The sequence below is a fragment of the Sorangium sp. So ce367 genome, assembly GCF_051520455.1.
GTDB classification, from domain to species: Bacteria; Myxococcota_A; Polyangia; order Polyangiales; family Polyangiaceae; genus Sorangium; species Sorangium cellulosum_B.
The window spans coordinates 9,264,004-9,286,552 of record NZ_CP150334.1; the positions used below are offsets into that span (position 1 = coordinate 9,264,004).

Annotated in this window: 16 protein-coding genes; 8 read left to right on the forward strand and 8 right to left on the reverse strand. The window is 70.4% G+C overall.

What is annotated here, in order from left to right:
* Positions 1 to 235: 235 nt before the first annotated feature.
* The 6 genes from WME97_RS35165 to WME97_RS35190 all read right to left on the reverse strand — a co-directional run bounded on the left by WME97_RS35165 (position 236) and on the right by WME97_RS35190 (position 5,973).
* A complete protein-coding gene (locus WME97_RS35165; protein ID WP_437544153.1) occupies positions 236 to 1,501 on the reverse strand; it encodes a hypothetical protein in 1,266 nt (421 codons plus the stop codon).
* Positions 1,502 to 1,634: 133 nt separating this feature from the next.
* Positions 1,635 to 2,525 (reverse strand): STAS domain-containing protein, encoded by an 891-nt coding sequence (locus tag WME97_RS35170; protein WP_437544155.1) that lies wholly within the window; start codon positions 2,523 to 2,525, stop codon positions 1,635 to 1,637.
* Positions 2,526 to 2,559: 34 nt separating this feature from the next.
* Positions 2,560 to 3,045, reverse strand: a complete 486-nt coding sequence (locus WME97_RS35175) for a hypothetical protein (RefSeq protein ID WP_437544157.1) — start codon at positions 3,043 to 3,045, stop codon at positions 2,560 to 2,562.
* Positions 3,046 to 3,369: 324 nt separating this feature from the next.
* On the reverse strand, positions 3,370 to 4,377 hold the full coding sequence (locus tag WME97_RS35180) for an RNA polymerase sigma factor (RefSeq protein WP_437544159.1): 1,008 nt from the start codon (positions 4,375 to 4,377) through the stop codon (positions 3,370 to 3,372).
* Positions 4,374 to 4,961 carry a dihydrofolate reductase family protein gene (locus WME97_RS35185; RefSeq protein ID WP_437544161.1) on the reverse strand — a complete coding sequence of 196 codons (588 nt, stop codon included), beginning with the start codon at positions 4,959 to 4,961 and terminating at the stop codon, positions 4,374 to 4,376. The genes WME97_RS35180 and WME97_RS35185 overlap by 4 nt, the downstream gene beginning before the upstream one ends.
* A 232-nt stretch (positions 4,962 to 5,193) precedes the next feature.
* Positions 5,194 to 5,973, reverse strand: coding sequence for a DUF1287 domain-containing protein (locus WME97_RS35190; protein WP_437544163.1), 780 nt, complete (start codon positions 5,971 to 5,973; stop codon positions 5,194 to 5,196).
* Between WME97_RS35190 and WME97_RS35195 the strand changes: the two genes are divergently transcribed.
* A complete protein-coding gene (locus tag WME97_RS35195) occupies positions 5,972 to 6,892 on the forward strand; it encodes an iron-containing redox enzyme family protein (protein ID WP_437544165.1) in 921 nt (306 codons plus the stop codon). The genes WME97_RS35190 and WME97_RS35195 overlap by 2 nt on opposite strands.
* Before the next feature lie 112 nt (positions 6,893 to 7,004).
* Positions 7,005 to 7,991, forward strand: coding sequence for a hypothetical protein (locus WME97_RS35200; RefSeq protein ID WP_437544167.1), 987 nt, complete (start codon positions 7,005 to 7,007; stop codon positions 7,989 to 7,991).
* Positions 7,992 to 8,004: 13 nt separating this feature from the next.
* Here the strand turns inward: WME97_RS35200 and WME97_RS35205 are convergent, their stop codons facing one another.
* Complete coding sequence (locus tag WME97_RS35205) at positions 8,005 to 9,234, reverse strand: serine hydrolase domain-containing protein (RefSeq protein ID WP_437544169.1); 1,230 nt, start codon at positions 9,232 to 9,234, stop codon at positions 8,005 to 8,007.
* Positions 9,235 to 9,635: 401 nt separating this feature from the next.
* Between WME97_RS35205 and WME97_RS35210 the strand changes: the two genes are divergently transcribed.
* Positions 9,636 to 11,267, forward strand: coding sequence for a sigma 54-interacting transcriptional regulator (locus WME97_RS35210; protein ID WP_437544171.1), 1,632 nt, complete (start codon positions 9,636 to 9,638; stop codon positions 11,265 to 11,267).
* Between the two features lie 208 nt (positions 11,268 to 11,475).
* Here the strand turns inward: WME97_RS35210 and WME97_RS35215 are convergent, their stop codons facing one another.
* Complete coding sequence (locus WME97_RS35215) at positions 11,476 to 13,434, reverse strand: DUF4215 domain-containing protein (protein WP_437544173.1); 1,959 nt, start codon at positions 13,432 to 13,434, stop codon at positions 11,476 to 11,478.
* Positions 13,435 to 14,102: 668 nt separating this feature from the next.
* Between WME97_RS35215 and WME97_RS35220 the strand changes: the two genes are divergently transcribed.
* From WME97_RS35220 to WME97_RS35240, 5 genes are all read left to right on the forward strand, one after another.
* The gene (locus WME97_RS35220; RefSeq protein WP_437544175.1) at positions 14,103 to 15,380 is read left to right on the forward strand and encodes an ABC transporter substrate-binding protein; all 1,278 of its coding nucleotides are present in this window, start codon (positions 14,103 to 14,105) and stop codon (positions 15,378 to 15,380) included.
* A gap of 11 nt (positions 15,381 to 15,391) precedes the next feature.
* Entirely contained in the window at positions 15,392 to 16,288 is an 897-nt protein-coding gene (locus WME97_RS35225) for a carbohydrate ABC transporter permease (RefSeq protein ID WP_437544176.1), read from the forward strand.
* Positions 16,289 to 16,404: 116 nt separating this feature from the next.
* Positions 16,405 to 17,172: a carbohydrate ABC transporter permease gene (locus WME97_RS35230; protein ID WP_437555552.1), complete on the forward strand. Its 768-nt coding sequence runs from the start codon at positions 16,405 to 16,407 to the stop codon at positions 17,170 to 17,172.
* Entirely contained in the window at positions 17,169 to 19,523 is a 2,355-nt protein-coding gene (yicI, locus tag WME97_RS35235; RefSeq protein ID WP_437544178.1) for an alpha-xylosidase, read from the forward strand. Before WME97_RS35230 ends, yicI begins: the two co-directional genes overlap by 4 nt.
* Complete coding sequence (locus tag WME97_RS35240) at positions 19,520 to 22,495, forward strand: glycoside hydrolase family 3 C-terminal domain-containing protein (RefSeq protein WP_437544180.1); 2,976 nt, start codon at positions 19,520 to 19,522, stop codon at positions 22,493 to 22,495. The genes yicI and WME97_RS35240 overlap by 4 nt, the downstream gene beginning before the upstream one ends.
* Positions 22,496 to 22,549 lie beyond the last annotated feature (54 nt).

Below are 22,549 nucleotides of genomic sequence, written 5' to 3' on the forward strand. Positions count from 1 at the left end.
GCTCGAGACACCCGCTGCACCAGGGCCGCCGTCCGAGGCGGCGGCGTGGGCTGCGGGGACAACAGGGCTGCATCGTCCGAAAGAAAGTTACGTGACATGAACACCTCCGCTCAACACAGCTTGCAGGACATGTGCCATCTCGCTACTGCCGGATATCCCTGAAGATCTCGCCTTCTACAGCGCCGCCCGACGCACCCCGTCGCGCGTGGCCCAGAGTGGCTCAGCGGCGTGCGGCTCACCGCAAGGCCCGCGCGAGCGCCGCCTCGTCGACCTCCTCCTCGGCGGCGTGCTCAAGCGCCGCGCGCAGCGCATCGTCCGCGGTGGCCCCGGCGGCGACGCGGATGCGCTCCTGCGCCTCGGGGTAGCCGGCGACGCGCAGGAGCAGGGCGGCGCCCACCCGGCGATCCCGCGGGGCGCTCACGTCATCGAGGGCGAGGAGCGCGTCCTCGGGGGTCAGGCAGGCGGCGCGGTAGTCGCCGGCGGCGAGCAGCTTGCGGAGGTCCTCGCGCCAGGCCGCGAGGTCGCGGCCGCGCCGCTCCAGCGCCTCGGCGCCGCGCGGCGCTGCGCCGGCGGCGGCCCCCTCGTGCGCATCGCGGATGCGCTGCGCGAGCGCCTCGGTCAGGGCTTCCCCCGTCCGGAGCACGAGAGGGATGCCGCCGCCTCTGCGAGAGAGAACGAGCCGATCACCGCGCCTCCCGACCGAGTTGAGCTCGGCGTAAGGGACCCAGACGGACGAGAAGGGCCGATCGATGCGCACACCGTCGGTGCCCACCACGACCTGGGTGCGGCGCGCGGCGCGACGGAGGAGCCACGTCGACGCCAGGGCGAGGGCAAACCACGCCACGACCGGCCCGGCGCTGCGAGAGGCCGGCAGCGGCAGGGCGATCGCTGCGATCACGATGAGCCAGAGGATCATGAAGAGCGGCAGACCGATGCAGCCGGCCGCGAGCTCGCGGTGGACGCTGCCGAGCGAGACCGCGACGCGCCGCTCCGTCGGGCCCATCCCGAGGGCCGCGAGCAGGCGCGCGCCCTCCTCTTCCCGCGCGATCTGCACCTCGATCACCCGCCCGCGGCTCAGGCGGAGCTCGACGCGGACGCGCAGATCCGACAGGACCATGCCGGAGAGGATCTCGGCGCGCGGGATCGAGCGCTCCACGGCGCCGAAGGCGAACCGCAGCCCGGCCGCGTCGGCGGTCACGCGGACCGGCCCCTTCCGGCGAATGCCGGTGGTGATGGCCAGGGCGCTCGCGAGGGAGAGGCCCAGGGCGGCGACCACGCCGGGCACGGTCAGGGCGAGGGCGCTGAGCGCGAACCCGCGGAGGCTCGGCTCGCCCAGCGCCGTTGCGAGGATCATGGCGAGCACGCTGGCAAGGAAAGGCCCCGCGATCGCGAGCAGCGCGAGGCCCGCGAAGATGCGGCCGAGGCCCTCGTGGCGCGCCGCGAGCCGGTAGCTCGTGAGCTCGAAAGCAGGTCCGGAGGTCGCCCCCATCGCCAGGGCCATTCTGCGCCCTTTGTCGGGGCGATCTCCAGCGCGTACTTCTCGGCTCGTCCGTTGGCCTCATGGGCCGTGCTCCCCTTGCGTCCGGGGGGGCAGCCCGATCGGACGCGGGCGAGGGGGCCTCACAGCGTCCCGCTCAGACCCGCGCGATCGCGGCCTGCAAACCCGATTGGAGGGTCCCGCTGATCCGCAGGGACGACCAGTCGACGTCGAGAGCGACGAGCGATCGCGCGACCTCCGCCGATATCCCGGTGAGCGAGCAGGTCGCGCCGAGAAGCCTCGCTGCCCCGATGGTCTGGAGCAGGTAACGGGAGACCTCGTCGCTCACCGAGGGCACGCCGGTGATATCGATGATCAACTCCCGCGCCGAGGTCCTGACGATGCTCGACAGCACGCTCTCCATGATCTGCTGCGAGCGCCTGCTGTCGACCGTGCCGACGAGCGGCAGGACGAGGATGCCCTGCCAGACCTGGATCACCGGGGTAGACAGCGCGAACAGCGCCTCCTGCTGCTCCTCGATCAGCCGGATCTTCTCCTGCAGCGCCGCCGTGCGGCTCAGGACCAGCTGCTCGAGCTGTCGCTTGCTCTCCCGCAGAGCCTCCTCGGCTCGCCGCCTCCGCGCCGCGTCGTGGATATCGACGAGGATCGCCTGGCCCGACGCGAGATCCACCTTGCGAGCGTAGCACTCCACGTGGAGCAGGCTGCCATCCTGGAGCGTACGGGGACGGCACTCGAAGCTCTTGTGGACGTCGCTCAGCAGCTCGGGCCAGAGCTTGCGCAGCGGATCGAGCGGATGAGCAACGCCGGCGCTGCCCTCGACGACCTCGAAGAGGCGCACGCCCTCGTGCCCGACCTCGAACATCTCCAGCAGGCGGGCGTTGTAATCAGCGACGGAGCCGTCGAGTCGATAGACGATGACGGCGTCGCGAAGCTGATCGAATATCTCGCCCAGCCTCGCCGGTGAGCGGTCCGGCTGCCCGTGCCCAGGAGCGGCCTCGCTGCGTGCTATGTCGTGGTGCTCCTGCATCCCGGCGCCCCTCGCTCAGCGTTCATCGCGCTGCTCAACCGCGCGTCCTCAGCCATTGCAGGGCGTCCTGCTCGGAGGAGAACGAGGCGTTCACGTTGTCGATCTCGTTCGCGAATCGCTCCAGCGCGAATCGATTGGCGTCGTCCTCCATGCTCTCGTCTCGCTTGACGAACACGGCCAGGTGCCGCAGGCCGGCTGCGAAGAGCCGCGGCATCACGTCGTCTCGCAGGTAATCGTTGACGCCGTCCCAGCTCGCGGCCCACTGGCTCAGGTCAGCGAGGATCTTTGTGCACTTGCTCTCGACGAAGGCTTCCACGAAGTGCCCTCCGAGAATCTCCTTGATCTCCTCATCGAAGACCTCACCGAACCACCGGTGGATGAGGATGCGCTGATCGCGATAGGTGCTCTCGATCGTATGGATGCGGCGGCCGAGGATGTTGAACGTATCGATGGCCCCCGCGGTCTTCACGACGGAGATGCCGGTTCGTGTCTCGGTCGATTGCTTGATAACGACACTCATGGATCCCCCCTGATACCCCCGGTCAGACTGGCGGCCCTCGACGACGCCTGCCGCTGGGACAGGACACCTCATTCCATCTGACCTGTCAAGATCAGCCCGGACTGACATCTCAGCGGACGTGAACCACGTCACAGGTGAGCCCCTCCAGGCGACATGTCGTGACTCGGCCCATAAGGCGATGCCCGGCGGCCCCGGCGACCCGACCTTCACCCGCCTATGTGAGGACGCCGCCGCGGCGAAATCGCCGCTCCCGGGGATCCCCACGTGCTCTCGGTGGACAGCCGCTCACCCCCCCGTGGTCCTTCGTCCTTGAGCGACCGGGCGCTACCCGTGGATCCAGTAGCGGTAGCCGTTGGTGCGGAAGGGCACGGCGAGCTCGCGGCAGATCTCGGCGATCACATCGGGGGTGAAGAAGTAGTTGCGGATGCGGGCGATGTGCTCGCCGTCGGTCTCGACGGTCCAGACGGTGCGCACCGCGGGTCCGGTGTCGTGATCGAACCAGAAGAGCAGCAAGCGCTCGCCGCGGTGCTCGCGCACCTCGCAGCGCGGCGGGCCGCCGAGGTAGCCGACCAGGTGACGGGCATCGACCCCGCCGGCGTCGGTGGTCGTGATCGGCGAGAGGCTGCCGACGAACGACCCGGTGCGCGGATCGGCCGGGGGCTCGCGCCCGTACTCGGTCACAACGCCCACGATCTCGGTGATCGAGCTGTCGAGGAGCAGCGAGGTCAGGGCTGGCAGGTCGCGGGCGTTGAAGGCGGCGCAGAAGGCGTCGAGCACGCCTGGCGCGGGCGCCCGGGGCTCGTCGGCCTCGGGCGCCACGAGCTTGCCGCGGCCGCGGTGCAGCGCCGCCTTGACCGCACCGACCGAGGTCGAGAGCGACGCGGCGACCTCTTCGAGCGAGAAATCGAACACGTCCTTGAGCACGACCGCCGCGCGCTCCTGGGGTGACAGGTGCGCGACCAGGGTGCCGGCGGCCTCGCGCGACGCCCGCTCGTCGGGCGCGTGCCCTGGCGCTGGGTGTGCTGCCGCGGGCTCGCCGATCGCGTCGCGCTCGAGCCGCTGCCGCCGGGCGCGGTCGATCCACAGGTTCGACGCCACCCGGAACAGCCAGGCGCGCGGGTTGGGCAGCTCGTGGAACAGGGTGCCGAGCGTGACGAAGCCGCGGGCCATCGTGTCCTGCACCAGGTCCTCGGCGTCCCACGGGCTCCGGGTCAGGTAGCGGCAGTAACGGTACAGCTCGGGCCGGAGCGGTTCGAACACGTCGAGGAACCGCTGCCATGACGCCTTCACGTCATTGCTCAGCTCGCCGAGGTCGCGCGGCTCGTCGCTCATGACCAGACAGGCTCGTAGCACAGGACCGACAGCCCGCCGCCCAGGTTCTGGGTCCGGATCTGCCGCAGCGAGAGGCGCTGGTCGCGGCGCGCGAACAGCGGCGTGCCGCCCCCGAGCACCACCGGGTGCACGATCAGGCGGAATTCGTCGACGAGGCGGTGCTCGATCAGCGTCGACACCAGCGCGGCGCCGGCCCACGCGACGATTGGCTTGCCGGGCTGCCGCTTGAGCGCGGCGATCTCCTCGGGGTCGTGGGCCACGCGGGTGTTGGCCCACGCGGCGTGCGTCAGGGTCCGGGACAGCACGACCTTGGGCAGGGCGTTCATCTTGCGCGCGAACGCGAGGTCCTGCGGCGAGCGCGGCTGGGCCTCGGCGTCGGGCCAGTACTGGAGCATGAGCTCGTAGGAGGTGCGCCCGTAGACGGCCAGGCCGACGGAATCGATCATCTCGTCGCAGTACCGCTCGAACTGCGGGTTGCCGTCCTGGAACCAGTCGAGCTCGCGGCCCGGGCCCTCGATGTAGCCGTCGAGGGAGGTGATCATGGAGACGTAGAGGCGTCGTTCGGTCGGGGGTGTCGTCGTCATGGCCCACCGACGAACGGCGCGGCCGGAAGGATACGGGGGGCGAAAAAAAATTGTTGGGAGGAGAGGAAGAAGGAGAGATTCACAGGGAGACGGGGAGGCGGGGAGGTGAGAGATGGGGATCAGTCGTTCGAACCCGCAGGCTCGGCGCCGGCGGCTTCGGACGGCATCGATACGGGGCGGCGAGCAGGCTCGAAGGATGATCCCCACCTCTCGCCTCTCCACCTTGCTCTGTCTATCTCTCTCTCCTCCCCGCCTCCCCGTCTCCCTGTGAACTCTCTCTTGCTCTGCTGCCTGCCCCTGAGCGGCTCAGACGGAGCCTGAAGTGGCCCAGCACGGTCCAGGCGTCGAGCACATCGTCCTCGCTCGGCGTCGGCCCGATGTTGTGCAGGACGAGCGGGAGGCCGCGCGGGCCCTTGCGATCGCTGACGATGCCCACGTGGTCCGGCGTGCACGAAGGGCACGGCTTGAGCGCCCAGACCACGATATCGCCAGGCTCCCAGGTGCGCGCCGCGGCCTCGTCGAACGTCCTGGGGAGCGACATGGCGTGGGCGCGCAGGTAAGTAAGCATCGGCCCGACGCGGCGATGATCGATGTTGCGATCGGGACGCTCGACCGTCGTGTAGACCGCCCGGCGCGCGAGGATGTCTTCGTGGATCTTCTCCTGGAGATCGACGCCAGCGGCGCGGACGGCGCGGACGACGACATCGGTGCAGACGCCGCGATCGGGGGCCGGATCGCCGTTGGGGTAGCCGATCGCGACCCACGCTGGATCGTAGGTGACGCCGCGGGCGACCTCGAGGCGGGCGCGGACGACGATCGGATCGCCGGACGCGATGGCGGGCTCGGCAGGAGGCGCCGGAGCACCAGGCTCGGACGCGGGGAGCGGCGCGGGCGACTCTGCGCGTCCAGGCCCAGCAGCCGACGCGTGGCGGCTCTCGCGCGGAGCGGGCCCTTGCGAGCCACAGGCCACGAGGGTGACCGCGGCGACGAATCCCCAGGAACGTGAGCTCATGGCGCGTCATCGGCCGGAGCGGGCGATCTGTGACAAGGACGGCGCACGAGCGCCCCACGCTCTCGAGCTCCTCCCCGCCCTGCCCTGGCTGCGCGCCGCGCTCCGCGCGACCTGCGACGACGGCGCTGGGCAGACGCCGTCGGTGCTGTACAACCAAGGCTCCCCCTTGCCGAGGAGCTGCCGCATGACGCGCCGTCTTCAGGAACGCCTGCTCGCGATCATGGACCGCAAGAACCACTGGGCCTGGGCGCACCTCACCGGCCCCGGCCTCACGCGAGACCAGCTCGCGGTTCACTTCCGGCACGAATACCGGGTCTACGTGCGCGACTTCCCGGTGCTCCTCGCGCGCGTGCTCGGCCAGTCGCCGCCGGCCGCGGTGCGCAGCGCCCTCGCCGAGAACCTCTTCGAAGAGCAGACGGGCAAGCTCTCGCTGGGCGTGTCGCACCCGGCGCTCTTCCTGGAGATGATCGACGGCCTGGGCATCCCGCGCGCGGCCATCGAGGACGAGTCGCTCCCGCTCGAGCCCGAGGCCCACGCCTACCGGGCGCTGCTCGACCACGCGAGCGCGGCGCCGCCGTGGGTCGTGGGCGCGGCGGTGCTGACGATCTTCGTGGAGGGCAGCGTGCACGAGCGCGCGGAGCTCCTCGGGCAGCGCGAGGCGCCGCCGATCGAGGAGGCGCTGCGCGCGCACCCGATGGTGCGGCACTACGGGTGTCCGCCCGAGCGCATGCGCCTGGCCAGGGCGCACCGGGCGGTCGAAGGAGGGCACCGGCAGGACGCGTGGGAGATGGTGCTGGGGCACGCGCCGGACGAGGGCCCGATGGCGGAGGCGGTCGCCTCGGCGGTGGCCGCGGCGCACGCGGCCTGGCTGGCGTACCGGGATGGAGTCGCGCGCGCCATGGGGCTCCGGCAGGCCTGAGCTGGCCTCGGCGCACTCCTCCGGTTCTGCCTGACACGCGGAGGGTTCACTGATAGAATCGCGCGCATCGCTTGGGCCGTTCTGCGCCCGTTTCTTGAGGAGATCTCCCAGTATGTCCTTCTCGGCTCGTTCCTTTGCCTTCTTTGCCATGTACACGCTCGCGTCCGTGGCCGCGTGCGGCGGCGAATCCAGCTCCGGGGCCGGCGGCGCCGGCGGGTCGGGCGACGACGCCGCGGGCCCGGGCCCCGGGAGCACCTCCGCGGGCCCCGGCGCGACCAGCGGCGGCGCCACGAGCGGCGGCGGCGCCACGAGCGGCAACGGCAGCGCCACGACGAGCAACGGCTCGGGCGGCGCCACGAGCGGCAGCGCCACGAGCAGCGGCTCAGGCGACGTCACCACGACCGCCACGAGCACCGGAGCCGGCGACACAACGACCAGCACGGCGGCGACCGGCGGCACGGATCCCGGCGGGTGCAGCATCTTCTGCTCCGACTTCGAGGGCGGCTCGCTGCCTTCCGAGGTCCAGTTCTTCCCGGAGTACCTGCGGCCGAGGATGAGCGAGTTCGTGACGCTGGACAGCACCGGTCACAGCGGCTCGCGCTCCGTCAAGGTCTCGGGCACGGACTTCAGCCAGATGCTCGGCGTGGCCGTACCGAGCAATTTCTGGGGCAGGATCTACCTCAAGAGCGCCACCGACATCCAGATGGGCCACAACACGTATGTCGCGGCCGCGGAAGGCAACGGGGATCCCAACAACGGGGAGCAGATCCGCATCGGCGAGCACCAGTGTCAGCTCGAGCTGAACCGCAGGAGCGACGACAAAGAGATGCTCTCGAACGGCGGAATGTACATGTGCAGCGGCGGCGTGAAGCTCGTCGCGAACACCTGGTACTGCCTCGAGTTCCACTACGACGGGCCGGGCCGCTCGGTGAGCGTGTTCGTGGACGGCACCGAGGTCAACGCGATGCACGTCACGGACTGGGGCCCGTACGACTACAAGCTCTTCAAGTTCGGGTTCGAGAAGTACCACGGCGGGGCCAAGACGATGTGGTACGACGACCTCGCGCTCCACTCCGAGCGCGTCGGCTGCGGCAAGTGAGGCCGCGCCGGGCTCAGTCGTCGAGGACGGCGTTGACGATCCCGTCGAAGAACTCCCCGTTCCCGACCGCGTCGAGCATCCGGTTCCAGCCGATCTCATCGAACGGCGTCGGCACGCCGTGGTTCGTCAAGATGACCCCGATCAGCTCGCGGCGGCGATCGATCCACAGGAAGCACCCGGTGCCGCCCGCCTTGCCGTAAGAGCCGCTCGAGAGGCGCGAGCCGCCGTTGGAGAATCGGCGGGTCGCGAGCTCCCAGCCATAGCCCTTGGGCGTCATCAGGAGGTTCGTTATCGGCGAAACGTCGGTCTCCGACGCCCTCACCTCGGGCGTCTGGTTGCTCACCATCGCGGCGGCGGCCTGGCGGCTCAGGACGCGGACGCCGCCATACCTGCCGCCGTTCAGGATCATCTGGCAGAACACCGCGATGTCCCGCGCCGTCGAGAAGGCGCCGTCACAACCGGCGATCCCGCCGAGCGCGTGATCCTGCTCGTCCTGCACCTCGCCGCGCAGCACCCTCCCCCGGAGCTCGGAGTAGCCCGTGGCCGCGGTCCGCGAGATGAGCGCCGCCGACGGGTTGAAGGTCGTGTCGCTCATGCCGAGCGGGCCCCAGATGCGCGCCTTCGCGAAGGCGTCGAGATCCATGCCCGAGGCGACCTCGATCACCCGCCCGAGGAGGCGGTAGGTGAGATCGCTGTAGAGCACCTGCGTGCCAGGGACGTACTCGAGCGGCGCCTCCGCCATGCGCTGCCAGACGCGCTCGGCGTCCGGGTCGTCCAGGAACTGGCTGTCCAGCGGCAAGCCGGCCGTGTACCGGAGCATGTCGCGCACGGTGATGGCCTCCTTGCCGTTGGCCGCGAACTCCGGGATGAAGTCGGCCACCCGATCGTTCAGCCGCAGCACGCCGTCCTCCACGAGGATCACCGCCGACGTCGACGTCGCGAGGACCTTGGTGATGGAGAGCAGATCGAACAGCGTGTCGAGCGTCATCGGCTCGTCCGCGCCGCGGACCCGGGAGCCGAACGCCCGGTGCCCGACGATCTTGCCCCGCCGCGCCACCAGGGCGACCGCGCCCGGGAACAGGCCGTCGGTCACCCGGCGCTGGATGCGCGCGAAGACGTCCTCGATGCGCTCCGAGCACAGGCCGACGCGCTCGGGCAGCGCCGGGACGAGCTGCTCGTACGTCGTCTGGATGTGCGCCTCAGCCACCTTGGCCGACAGGACCGCCGGCGCGAACGCGGCCATCGCCGCCGTACGGCCCAGCCCCTGGAGAAGGCGCCTGCGATTGAAAAATCCATGCTCGGTGCACATGCTCGCTCCTGATCCGTGATTCGTGGGGGGCCGGGTCGCGCCGCCGCAGAGCCCGCTCGGGCGCGCTTTCCCGCGCCGTCGCCGAGGTCGCCATCGACGCTCGCGAGCGCCCGAATTCCTGGACAGCAGGAGGCGTGCCGGGCAGCGGACCCAGCGATTCGCGGCGCCGCCGCGCGACAGCGCCGGCGGACCGGTGCGCCGATCGTGCATCCGCCTGCACGATCGGCCGCGCCATCGCCCGCGCGCTCCCGACGCTCTGCACGGTTTTGCATGATTCGTGCAAATCAACGCCAAACCAGCGCACGGCGGCGCGCGGCGCCGCGTAGGATGTGCTCGTGGACGAAGGCTTTCCCGGCAGCGATGTGCGGGGTTCCTGCGCGACGGTGCTCCGGCTCGCGATCGTGGCCGGCAACACGCTCACCTTCGCCCCGCTGCCGCCCCACGGCCGCGTCGTCCTCGGGCGCGACGAGGGGTGCGACGTGCGGATCGACGATCGCTCGGTGTCGCGCCGGCACGCGGCCCTCCACGTCGGCCCGCCGCTCCGGATCGAGGACCTCGGGAGCGCCAACGGCACCTTCGTCGGCGAGCCGCAGGCCCGCGCGCTGACGGCGCGCACGCACCGCCTGAGGCGCCTCTCTCGGGAGAGCGCGGAGGTCGGCGTCGGCGAGCGCTTCAACCTCGGCGCGACCACCGTCGTCGTCGGCCGCACGCCCGGCGGGGCGGCCGAGGAGCCCGACCGCGGAAAGCCGCCCGCGGACATCGTGCTGCTGGCCCCGTCGATGCTGGCGCTCTACGAGCAGGCCGCCCGCGCGGCGCGGAGCCCCATCAGCGTGCTCATCCTGGGCGAGACGGGGGTGGGCAAGGAGGTGCTCGCCCGGACCCTCCACGCGCGCTCGCCGCGGTCGAGCGGGCCTTACGTCGAGCTGAACTGCGCCGCGCTGCCGCCGTCGCTCCTCGAGGGCGAGCTCTTCGGCCACGAGAAGAGCGCCTTCACGGGCGCCAGCCACGCGCGCCCCGGCCTGCTCGAGGCGGCCCACGGCGGCACGCTGTTCCTCGACGAGATCGGCGAGCTGCCCCTCGCGTTCCAGGCGAAGCTGCTCCGCGTCCTCGAGGACCGGAAGGTGCTCCGCATCGGGGGCCGCACCCCCCGTCGGCTCGACCTCCGCTTCGTGGCGGCGACCAACCGCGATCTCGAGGCGGAGATCGCGCGCGGCGCCTTCCGCCAGGACCTCTACTTCCGGCTGAACGGCATCTCCCTCGTCGTCCCGCCGCTCCGCGAGCGGATCGCCGAGATCGGCCCGCTCGCCGGCAGGTTCCTCGAGGAGGCGTGCCGGCAGCTCGACCAGCGGGGCGCGCCGCGCATCTCGCCGGAGGCGCTCGCCGCCCTCGAGGCGTACGCCTGGCCGGGGAACGTCCGCGAGCTGCGCAACGTGATCGAGCGCGCGGCGGTCCTGTGCGCGGGGGAATCGGTCCTGGCCGCCGATCTGCCGCCGCACCTGATGAACGGCGCCACGCCCCCGTCGAGCCGCGCCGCCTCGCGGCCGAGCGGCACCATCCCCCCGCCGCCGCCATTGCCGCCGAGCGGCGCCGCGCTGCCGCCCGGCGGCGCCGCGCCCCTGTCGAGCCGCGTCGCGCCCCTGTCGAGCACCGCCGCGCCCCCGTCGAGCCGCGCCGTGCCCCTGTCGAGCGGCGACGCACCCTCGTCGGACCGCGCCGCGCTGCCGCCGCCGCCGCCGCCCAGCGGCGCCGGGCTGCCGCCGGCCGACGCGCCGCCGCCGAGCGGCGACGCCCTGGCGAGGCTCCGGCTCGAGATGAAGGCCGCGGACCGGCAGCGCGTCGTCGAGGCCCTCGAGCGGTCCGCGGGCAACCAGACGCGCGCCGCCAAGCTCCTCGGCGTCTCGCTGCGCACGCTGATCAACCGCATCGACGAGTACGGCATCCCGCGGCCGCGGAAGCGGTCGCCCTGAGCGCTCACGAGCGCGACGAGCGCGCCGCGCCCCCGGCGCCCAGCGCGCGGGACGCCCCCTCCCGGATCGGCGTTGCTACGCTGCTACAGCGTCACTATCAACTCGACGCTGGCAACCGACAGGTGGTCAAGAGGGAAAGTGTCGAAAGGCAGCCTGAACTCCTGCCAATCGGGTCCCACGGTGAGCGCCCGCGACGGCAGCGTCGACCTCAGGGAGCGGGGGTGAAGGCGACGGTGAGCGTGTAGGGGCCGCTGTTGATCGACGTGTAGGTGTCGACGATGACGAACAGGGGCTCGCCGCCGGTGACATCGATCACGAGCGTCTCGTCATGGCCGCGGCCTTCGTCGTCGACGCACGCGAGCTCGGAGCCGAAGTCCGCGCAACTCTCGCGCAGGTAGATGCCCAGGTCGGTCTCGGCGGACAGCGTCAGCGTGAGCGTGCCGTCGCTCGGCGGCGTGAACCTGTGGATCGTCTCCGGCGCGTCCCATCGGAGGCAGCTGCCCTCGAACACCGAGGGGCCGGTCGCCGTGTTGCCCGTGTTCTCGCCGATCACGAGCTCGACCGCGTTCTCGCACAGCACGTCGGGCTCGTAGGCGCACGTGGCGGAGCAGCCATCGCCGCTCGTGGTGTTGCCGTCGTCGCATTGCTCGGCCGAGCCGACGGTCCCGTCGCCGCAGACGACCGGCGTGAAGCTGACGTTCAGGGTGTAGGGACCGGCCTCCCGCGGCTCATAGGAGTCGACGACGATCGGCACGGTCTGGCCGTCGCTCACGTGGATCTCGATCCGCTCTTCGTCGGGCAAACCATCGTGGGGGTAGTTCTCGTCGGAGCAGTCGATCTCGGAGAGCATGTCCGCGCACGAGCTACGGGCATAGACGCTATGCTCGGTCGGCGACTCGAGCTCGACAACGAGCGTGCCCGACTGCCCGGCGGGCGGCGTGAACAGGTGGATCTCCTCCGGTCCGTGCCCCGTGTTGCCGAGGTAGCAGGTCCCTTCCAGCCCGCTCGTGCCCCCCGACGTGTCGCCGTGGATCGTCGTCGAGACGATCGGTGTCGCGCTCGCGCAGGCGGCCTCGGCGATCGGGGTGCAGGTCGCGGCGCAGTCGGTGTCCGCGCAGTCGTAGGACCCGTCCCCGTCGTCGTCCTCGTGGTTCGCGCAGTCCGTCTCGCCTGGCGTGCAGACGCCGCTCAGGGTGTCGCACACGCCGAGCGAGGGGCACTGCGCGTTCGAGGTGCACCTCGGGACGCAGGCCCGGATGCCACCGCCGATGTCCTCGCAGGCATAACCGTCGCGGCACTCCGACGACGCGCTGCAGAGCGCCAGGCACGCGCCCACGCCATCGAAGATATCAAGACAGACCCCGCCGTCGCACTCTCCGCCCGGCGTTGGCTCGGCCGCGGGCTCACACAGGTCCGAGCAGAGCCCGGACGGGTATCCAAGTTCCTCCTCGGAGAGGCAGATGTCCCCGGTGCACTCATCGTCCATCGCGCAGGCCTCGTACAGCGCGCCCGCCGGCCCGCCTCCGCCGCCACCGGTGCCGGTTGGCTCGGCGCCGCCGCCGCCTCCGGTGCCGGTTGGCTCGGCGCCGCCGCCGCCACCGGTGCCGGTTGGCTCGGCGCCGCCTCCGCCGCCACCGGTGCCGGTTGGCTCGGCGCCGCCGCCGCCTCCGGTGCCGGTTGGCTCGGCGCCGCCTCCGCCACCGGTGCCGGTTGGCTCGGCGCCGCCGCCGCCTCCGCCGGTGGGCTCGGCGCCGCCAGCACCGCCACCGCCGGTTGGCTCGGCGCCGCCGCCGCCACCGGTGCCGGTTGGCTCGGCACCGCCGCCTCCGCCGCCACCGGTGCCGGTTGGCTCGGCGCCGCCAGCACCGCCACCGCCGGTGGGCTCGGCGCCGCCAGCACCGCCACCGCCGGTGGGCTCGGCGCCGCCAGCACCGCCACCGCCGGTGGGCTCGGCGCCGCCAGCACCGCCACCGCCGGTGGGCTCGGCGCCGCCGCCGCCGCCACCGCCGGTGCCAGTTCCGGTGCTCGTGGCGTCGACGCCGCCGCCACCGCCAGCGCCGCCGGAGCCGCCATTGCCGCCGGCGCCGACCTGGCCGTCATCGTCTCCGCAGCCCGCGGCAGCCGACAGCGCCAGCACGAAAAGACCTGCAACGAGTCGTACGTTCATCCACCTGCTCCAACGCAAGAGAGAGCTGTCGTGACGCGACGTGGGCCTCACCCCACGGCGCAGCGTGATGCCATCTTCGGCACAACCGATCCGCCTGGCAAACCCCCTTTCATGAAGGCCGCCTGCCTCCGCCGCGCGCCAGTGCGCGCGGCCGCCGGATCCGGGCGTGGCTGCGCATCGCACGGAGAATCGCGCGCGGAGCGCACAATGCGCCTGGCTCGTCTGCTGAGAGGGCTGCTCTTCTTTCATCAAACGCTCCGGACTCGCCCTCCGACAGTACGCGCATCGAGGGTCGGTGTTTCAGGCACATTGGCACGGAGGGCTCCGCAGCCAGCGGAGTGACCTCCTGGGGTAGCTGGTGTTGATCAGGAACCTCGTATCGGAAAAACCTGCCGCGAATACCTGGGCAAGAGCAGGATCGGGATCCGAGTGAAGCGGCCAGGCGCGGGGCCCTATGCGCTGTCGAGCATGATGGACGCGAGCTTCATGGCCGCTGCCTCCAGGTGCGCCTGGCGGCGACGTCGCCCACACTCTCCCAGGTGAACGCGTGACCAGCACTTTGTTGGGTTTCCTTGTTGTGTGAACGTTCACATGTCGTTTATCATCTCGGCACTCGAAGCGCTTCGAAAAGGAGGGCCGATGCCCGTTTCTCACCCCGGAGGAAATTTATGATCACAAGAGTCACGGGCGCAGCGCTGCTCGCCGCAGGGACCCTGACGCTGGCCGCGTGCGGTCGCAGCGACGACGGCGAGTCCGGCGGCAAGGAACTGCGCATCTGGCACTACGAGGCTCCCGAGAGCGCCATGGGCGTGGCCTGGAACGAGGCCATCAAGGAGTTCGAGGCCACTCATCCGGGCGTGAAGGTCAAGCTCGAGGAGAAGGGCTTCGAGCAGATCCAGAAGACCGCGCCCATGATCATGAACTCCAAGAGCGCCCCCGACGTCATGGAGTACAACAAGGGTAACGCGACCGCCGGGCTGTTGTCCAAGCAGGGCCTGCTCGAGGACCTCACGCCCGAGGTCACCAAGCGCGGCTGGGACAAGCTGATCAGCCCGAACGTGCAGGCCGTCGCCAGGTACGACGAAAAGGGGATCATGGGCGGCGGCAAGTGGTACGGGGTCCCCAACTACGCCGAGTACACGCAGGTCTACTACAACAAGGACCTGTTCAAGAAATACGACGTCAAGGTCCCGACCACGTTCGACGAGTTCACCAAGGCGATGGACGCGTTCGTCGCCAAGGGCGTCACGCCGCTGGCGAACGCCGGCGCCGAGTACATGGCGCAGCAGTACGTCTACCAGCTCGCGCTGGAGAAGGCCGACCCGCCGTGGGTGAACGCGTTCCAGCGCTACACCGGCAAGGCCGACTTCACCGACCCGGCATGGACGTACGGGGCGACCACGTTCGCCGACTGGGTGACGAAGGGCTACATCGCCAAGAACTCGGTCAGCGCCAAGGCCGAGGATGCCGGGGTAGCGTTCATGAGCGGCAAGTTCCCGATGATGTTCTCCGGGAGCTGGTGGTTCGGCCGCGTGTCCAAGGAGGCCAAGTTCGACTGGGGTACCTCCGTGTGGCCCGGCGCCAAGATGACCCTCGGATCGGGCGGAAATCTGTGGGTCGTACCGGCAGGATCGAAGAACAAGCAGCTCGCCTACGACTTCATCGACATCACGTTGAAGAAGAAGATCCAGAACATTCTCGGCAACGCGGGCGCGGTGCCGGTGGCGGCCGACAGCTCGGCCATCACCGAGCCCAGGGCCAAGAAGCTCAACGACGACTTCAACACCCTCGCCCAGTCGAGCGGCCTGGCGTACTACCCGGACTGGCCGGTCGCGGGCTTCTACGATCAGTGGGTCTCGCATACCCAGAAGCTCATGAACGGCGATTCGCCGCAGTCGGTGCTCAGCGGAATCCAGAGATCCTACGACAGCGGCCTGCCCAAGTGACGACACGCAGCTTGACGGGGCGTGACCGGCTCGCCTACCTGCCCTACCTGATCCCCGGGCTCCTGCTGTTCGCCGGGGTCATCGGGGCGCCGTTCCTGATGAACATCGGGACCAGCTTCACCGAGTGGGCCGGCGTCGGCACCCCGACGTGGGTAGGGCTGGACAACTACCGGGAGCTGGCGACGGACGGCGAGTTCTGGGCGTCGTTCCGGCACAACGCGCTGGTCATCGTCGGGATGGCGATCCTCCCGACGATGATCGGCCTCGTGCTGGCCGCCGTCTTGACCGACCTGATCGACCGGCACTTCGGCCCGCGCGCCGCCAGCGCCCTGCGCGCCTGCATCTACCTGCCGCAGGTCCTGCCAATCGTCATCGCGGGCATCGTGTGGAGTTGGCTGCTCGCCCCCGAGAACGGCGCGGTGAACGTCCTGCTGGACGCGATCGGGCTCGGCTCGCTCGCGCATGACTGGCTCGGCGATCCCGCCACCGCGCTGTGGAGCGTCATGGGGGTCATGGTCTGGATCCAGATCGGATTCCCCCTTGTGATCTTCATGTCCGGGCTGCAGCGCGTGGACCCCTCGCTGTACGAGGCGGCCGAGATCGACGGGGCCTCGTGGGCGCAACGCTTCTGGCACGTCACCATCCCGCAGATCAGGCCCGAGATCTTCGTGGTGCTGCTGTGGACGACGATCGCTGCGCTCAAGGCGTTCCCGCACATCTTCGTGCTCACCAGGGGCGGCCCGGGAGGCGCGACCAGCGTGCCGTCCTACTACTCCTACGTCAATTTCTTCGAGAAGACCGACGTCGGCTACGGCTCCGCGATCGCCACAGTGCTGACGCTGATCATCATCGCGCTCACCATCGCCTTCCTGCGGCTGCAGGGCGGTGAGCTGGGGGAGGAGCGGTGACCGTGACGCTGACCGAGAGCCCGGTGAGCGCACCCGCGCGGAACCGGCCGCGGCGGCGCCGCCGGGGTCCGTCGGCCTACGCGGTGCTGCTGGCGCTGGCCGCGCTGGCCGGGATCATGCTGATCCCCTTCGCCGTGGTGGTCTTCAACGCGCTGAAGACGCCGGAGGAGTACACCGCCAACGGCCCGCTCGCCCCGCCGGAGGGATTCTATCTCGAGGGGATCAAGGACTTCTGGGAGCGCGTCGGCTTCGGCCACGTCCTGTTCAACAGCCTGCTCATCAGCGGCTCGGTGGCCGTGCTGGCGGTCCTGCTGTCGGTCCTGAACGCCTACGCGCTGGGCATCGGCCGGATCAAGGGACGGATGTGGGTGCTGGTCCTGCTGCTGATGGCCAACACGCTGCCGCAGGAGTCGCTGGTCTACCCGCTGTACTACCTGGCCAACAAGGTCGGGCTCTACGACACCCGGATCAGCGTGATCATCGTGTTCGCCGTCGTCCAGAGCGCGTTCGGCACCTACCTGCTGTCGTCGGTGATGTCGGCGTTCCCCCGGCCGTTGCTGGACGCGGCGCGGATAGACGGCGCCAGCCGGTGGCAGATCCTGTGGCGGGTGATCGTGCCGGTCGTGCGGCCCACGCTGGCAGTGATGCTCGTCTTCTTCTTCATCTGGACCTGGAACGAGTTCCTGATCCCCCTCGTCTTCCTCATCTCCAACGACAACCAGACGGTCTCGGTCGCGCTCGGCGTGCTGCAGGGGCAGCGGCTGATGGACGCCACCATGTCCAGCGCCGCCGCGCTGCTCGGCCTGCTGCCGACCATCGTCTTCTTCCTCATCTTCCAGCGCACGCTATCGCGCGGACTCACAGCAGGAGCGATCAAGGAATGAAGTTCAGCGACGGTTATTGGATGATGCGCAAGGGGGTGCACGCGGTCTACCCGATGGAGGTCCTCGACATCGACGCCGGGCCGGCGTCGTTCGTCGCGCACGCGCCCGTCCAGCGGATCCGGCACCGCGGCGACCTGCTCAAGGGACCGGTGGTGACCGTCACCTGCGCGTCCCCGATGCCGGACGTCATCGGTGTCACCATCACGCACTTCGCGGGCGAGCGGCCCCGCGGCCCGGCGTTCGAGCTGGCCACCGACCCGACCGGGGCGGTGACGTTGGACGAGGAGGCGGCCACGCTGACCTCCGGCGCGCTGTCGGTGCGGGTCGGGCGCGGCGAGGGGTGGAGGCTGGACTTCCTGGCCCGGGGCCGCCGCCTCACCGGCAGCGCGCAGAAGGCGACGGCGATCATCGACACCGACGACGGCCGCCACTACGTGCGCGAGCAGCTCGACCTCGGCGTGGACCACTTCGTGTACGGGCTCGGCGAGCGGTTCGGGCCGCTGGTCAAGAACGGCCAGGTCGTGGACATCTGGAACGCCGACGGCGGCACGTCCAGCGAGCAGGCGTACAAGAACGCGCCGTTCTTCCTCACCAACGCGGGCTACGGCGTGTTCGTCGACCATCCCGGGCGCGTGTCGTTCGAGGTGGCCTCCGAGGCGATGGCGCGGACGCAGTTCAGCGTCGAGGGCCAGTCGATGCGCTACTTCCTCATCTACGGGCCGACGCCGAGGGAGATCCTGCGCAAGTACACAGCGCTCACCGGGCGGCCCGCGAGGGTGCCGGGCTGGTCGTACGGGCTGTGGCTGTCCACCTCGTTCACCACCGATTACGACGAGGCGACCGTCACCTCGTTCATCGACGGGATGGCCGAGCGGGGCCTGCCGCTCAGCGTGTTCCACTTCGACTGCTTCTGGATGCGCGAGTTCCGGTGGTGCGATTTCGAGTGGGATCCGCGCGTGTTCCCCGACCCGCCCGGGATGCTGCGCCGGCTCAGGGGGCGCGGCCTGCGCATCTGCGTCTGGATCAACCCCTACATCGGGCAGCGCTCGCCGCTGTTCGAGGAGGGCAGGGCGCGCGGCTACCTGCTGCGGCGCCCGAGCGGCGACGTGTGGCAGTGGGACCTGTGGCAGCCGGGCCTGGCCGTGGTCGACTTCACCAACCCCGAGGCCCGCGCGTGGTACGCCGCCAAGCTCGACGCGCTGCTCGACATGGGCGTGGACTGCTTCAAGACCGACTTCGGCGAGCGCATCCCCACCGACGTCGTCTACCACGACGGGTCCGACCCGGACCGCGCGCACAACTACTACGCTTATCTCTACAACCAGACGGTGTTCGAGCTCTTGCGCAAGCGGCGCGGCGAGGGCGAGGCGATCGTGTTCGCCCGCTCGGCCACGGCGGGCGGGCAGCAGTTCCCGGTGCACTGGGGCGGCGACTGCGAGTCGACGTTCGAGGGCATGGGGGAGAGCCTGCGGGGCGGCCTGTCGCTGGGCATGTCGGGATTCGGCTTCTGGAGCCACGACATCGGCGGATTCGAGGGCACCCCCGACCCGGCGCTGTTCAAACGATGGATCGCGTTCGGGCTGCTATCGTCGCACAGCCGGCTGCACGGAAGCCGCTCCTACCGGGTGCCATGGCTGTTCGACGAGGAGTCCGTGGAGGTCCTGCGGCGCTTCAGCCGGCTGAAGATGCGGCTGATGCCCTACCTGGCCGGGGCCGCGCGGCAGGCGTACGGCGAGGGCCTGCCGATGATGCGCGCGATGGTCGTCGAGTTCCCGGACGACCCGGCCTGCACGCATCTCGAGCGGCAGTACATGCTGGGCGACGACCTGCTTGTGGCGCCTGTCTTCTCCGCCGACGGGGAGCTCTCCTACTATGTGCCGCGCGGCGTTTGGACGCACTACCTCACCGGGGAGCGCGTCGAGGGCGGCCGCTGGGTGCGCGAGCGCCACGGGTTCGACAGCGTGCCGCTGCTCGTCCGGCCGGGGGCGGTGATCCCCGAGGGCGCGGTGGAGGACCGTCCCGATTACGACCACGCGGATGGTGTAACGCTGCGCGTGTACGAGCCGGCGGACGGCGCCCGCGTCACCACCGTGATCCCGGGCGCGGACGGGGACGCGGTCACGACGTTCACCACGTCCCGGGACGGCCCGGTGGTGCGGGTGGAGGCCGCGGGCGCCCCAGGTGCCTGGAACGTTCTCCTCGTCAACCGCCGCGTCGCGGCCGTTGAAGGCGGGGAGAGCGCGGAGCACGCGCGGGGAGCGCTGGTCAGGGCGACCGGCGGCGAGCTGGTCATCACGCTGGAAGAGAAGGGCTCAACCACGGCGCCCGGTCCCAAAGGAGACGACCGATGAAGAGATTTCGCTCAATCGTTGCTTCCGTTCCGTTCGTCCTCGCGCTTTCGTTTCACCCCTCGGACTCGAGCGCGAGTGACATGCTGCCGTTCCAGGATCCCGGTCTGGGGATCGAGATCCGCGTCCGCGACCTCCTCGGCCGGCTCACGCTCGACGAGAAGATCTCGCTCCTGCATCAGTTTCAGCCTGCCATTCCGCGGCTCGGCATTCCGGACTTCAAGGCCGGCACCGAGGGGCTGCACGGAGTGGCCTGGTCCACCGATCGCGACAACGGCGGCGCCGTCGTGACGGCTACCGGCACGGTGTTCCCGCAGGCGATCGGCCTGGCGACGACCTGGAACACGGATCTCATCCGGCAGGTCGGCGAGGCTGTCGGAGCCGAAGTTCGCGGCTATCACGCGCTCGCCCCTCGCGTCTGGGGTCTGCAGGTGTGGGCGCCCGTGGTCAACCTCCTGCGCGACCCCCGCTGGGGGCGCAACGAGGAGGGCTATTCCGAGGACCCGCTCCTCTCCGGCGCGATCGCCACCGCATACGGGCGCGGCCTCGAAGGGGACGACCCGCTCTACCTGAAGACCGCGCCGGTCATCAAGCACTATCTCGCCAACAACAACGAGATTCATCGTGACACCACGTCGTCGAATCTGCGCCCCCGCGTGAAGCACGAGTATGACGAGCTGGCCTTCAAGATACCCATCGCCGCCGACGCCGTGACCGGCGTCATGACATCTTACAACCTGGTCAACGGCAGGCCGTGCACCGTCAACCCGGATGTCGGCGAGGTCGTGCGGAGCTGGACGGAGAAGACGCTCTACAACGTGTCCGACGCCTGGGCCCCCAACAACTTGAGCGCCTCGCAGAAGTACTTCGCCACGAGCGAGGAGGCCTTCGCGGCCACGCTCCTGGCCGGAGTGGACAGCTTCACCGTCGACGACGCCAACAGCGCGCGCACCATCGAGATTCTCCACTCGGCGCTCGCGCAAGGGCTTCTCACCGAGGAGGACATCGACGCCTCCGTCGAGCACGTCCTTTCCGTCCGCCTCCGGCTCGGCGATTTCGACCCGGACGGGGGTCCCTACGCCGGCATCGGGCCCGAGGTCATCGACAGCCCGGAGCACCGCCAGCTGGCCCGCCGGGCCGCCGACGAGGCCATGGTGCTGCTCGCGAACAGGCGTCGCCTCCTGCCGCTGAACCCGTCGGCCACGCGGCGGATCGCGGTCGTCGGGCCTCTCTCGGACACGCTCTACACGGACTGGTACTCCGGGGCGCTGCCGTACCGGGTCACGCCCCTGGACGGCATCCGCGAGCGGCTCAGCGGCGCCACTGTCCTCTCCAGCGAGGGCGTGGACCGGATCGTGCTGCGCGACGTCGCGAGCGGCCGCTACGTGACCGCCGGCGCGGACGAGGACGGGGACATCCTGCGCGTCGGCGCGGCCAGCGCGGGTCCCACCGAGGAGTTCGACGTGTTCGACTGGGGGCAGGGCATCGTCACGTTGCGCAGCGCGGCCAACGGCAAGGTGGTCGACCGCTTCAACTTCGGCCCCAACTTCGCGAACCGCGCCGCCCAGCCGTACGGCTGGTTCGTCCAGCAGCAGTTCGTCCTCGAGCCGCAGAGCGACGGCACGCACGTCATCCGCTACGCCGGATACGAGAAGGCATTCGACTGGGCCGGCCCCGAGGTCTACCTGACGATCGCCGAGGACGGCGCGCTCGCCCTGACCGCGACCGAGGCGGCCAACGCGGCTCACTTCGCGGTCGACGTGGTCCGGAGCGGCGTCGACGAGGCCGTGCGCGCGGCGACAGGCGCCGACGCCGCCGTGGTCGTCGTTGGCAGTATGCCGTTCATCAACGGGCGGGAGGATCACGACCGCACGTCGATGGCCCTGGCCGACCGGCAGTCCGCCCTGGTACGGGCGGTGCTCGCCGCCAATCCGCGCACCATCCTCGTGATGGAGACCAGCTATCCGATGACCATCCCGTGGGAGAAGCTCCACGTCCCCGCCATCCTGTGGACCACCCATGCGGGCCAGGAAACCGGCAATGCCATCTCCGACGTCCTTTTCGGCGACCACAACCCTGCCGGGCGACTGACCCAGACCTGGTACCGCTCGGCGGACGACCTGCCGGACGTCCTCGATTACGACATCATCAAGGCCCGGCGGACCTATCTCTACTTCGACGGTGATCCGCTCTATCCGTTCGGGTACGGGCTGTCGTATTCGACCTTTGGGTACGACAACCTCCAGCTGAGCGCCTCGTCGGTCCAGGCCGGCGACCAGATCTCGGTGCGCGTCGACGTCACGAACACGAGCCTGCGGGCCGGCGACGAGGTCGTTCAGCTCTACAGCCGCCAGCCATCGTCGCGCGATCCGCAGCCCGCCAAGCAGCTGCGGGCGTTTCGGCGGATCCGTCTCGCGCCGGGCGAGAAGCGGACGGTCGAGCTCGCTTTCGCCGCCTCCGACCTCGCCCACTGGGACGTGACCCGGAGCCGCTGGGTCCTCGAGGCGGCTGGCGTCGAGCTGATGGTCGGCTCCTCCTCGGCCGACATCCGCCGGAGCGCGGTCGTGCGCGTGCGCGGCGAGCGCATCCCGGCGCGCGACCTTGCCCGCGAGACGCGAGCGCTCGACTTCGACGACTACGCCGGCATCGAGCTGGTCGACGAGAGCAAGGAGTGGGGCGATGCCGTGGGCGCCACCGCGGGCGACTGGCTCCGCTTCTCCGATGTGGAGCTGGGCAGCGGTGCCAGCCACTTCAGCGGCGGGTTCGCCCGCGCCGAGGCGGGCGACGCGCTCGTCGAGATCCGGCTCGACGATCCGGTCCGCGGCAAGGTGGTTGGGACCGCCGTCGTGCCGAGCACGGGCGACGTGTACGCCTACGCCACCGCGACCGCCGAGCTCGACGGCGCTTACGGGCGACACGACGTCTACCTCGTCTTCCGTGGAGCCGCCCGCCTGTCGACGTTCGCGATCGACTGAGGGGCCCTTCGACGTAGGTCTCCGCATACCCGTCTCCGTGCCGGTTTATCCCGG

Excerpts from the sequence above, each read along its gene's own strand:
- WME97_RS35165 (WP_437544153.1), bottom strand. The coding sequence starts at position 1,501 with ATGGCCCTGGCGATGGGGGCGACCTCCGGACCTGCTTTCGAGCTCACG.
- WME97_RS35170 (WP_437544155.1), bottom strand. The coding sequence starts at position 2,525 with ATGCAGGAGCACCACGACATAGCACGCAGCGAGGCCGCTCCTGGGCAC.
- WME97_RS35175 (WP_437544157.1), bottom strand. The coding sequence starts at position 3,045 with ATGAGTGTCGTTATCAAGCAATCGACCGAGACACGAACCGGCATCTCC.
- WME97_RS35180 (WP_437544159.1), bottom strand. The coding sequence starts at position 4,377 with ATGAGCGACGAGCCGCGCGACCTCGGCGAGCTGAGCAATGACGTGAAG.
- WME97_RS35185 (WP_437544161.1), bottom strand. The coding sequence starts at position 4,961 with ATGACGACGACACCCCCGACCGAACGACGCCTCTACGTCTCCATGATC.
- WME97_RS35195 (WP_437544165.1), top strand. The coding sequence starts at position 5,972 with ATGGCGCGTCATCGGCCGGAGCGGGCGATCTGTGACAAGGACGGCGCA.
- WME97_RS35190 (WP_437544163.1), bottom strand. The coding sequence starts at position 5,973 with ATGAGCTCACGTTCCTGGGGATTCGTCGCCGCGGTCACCCTCGTGGCC.
- WME97_RS35200 (WP_437544167.1), top strand. The coding sequence starts at position 7,005 with ATGTCCTTCTCGGCTCGTTCCTTTGCCTTCTTTGCCATGTACACGCTC.
- WME97_RS35205 (WP_437544169.1), bottom strand. The coding sequence starts at position 9,234 with ATGGCCGCGTTCGCGCCGGCGGTCCTGTCGGCCAAGGTGGCTGAGGCG.
- WME97_RS35215 (WP_437544173.1), bottom strand. The coding sequence starts at position 13,434 with ATGAACGTACGACTCGTTGCAGGTCTTTTCGTGCTGGCGCTGTCGGCT.
- WME97_RS35220 (WP_437544175.1), top strand. The coding sequence starts at position 14,103 with ATGATCACAAGAGTCACGGGCGCAGCGCTGCTCGCCGCAGGGACCCTG.
- WME97_RS35230 (WP_437555552.1), top strand. The coding sequence starts at position 16,405 with ATGCTGATCCCCTTCGCCGTGGTGGTCTTCAACGCGCTGAAGACGCCG.
- yicI (WP_437544178.1), top strand. The coding sequence starts at position 17,169 with ATGAAGTTCAGCGACGGTTATTGGATGATGCGCAAGGGGGTGCACGCG.
- WME97_RS35240 (WP_437544180.1), top strand. The coding sequence starts at position 19,520 with ATGAAGAGATTTCGCTCAATCGTTGCTTCCGTTCCGTTCGTCCTCGCG.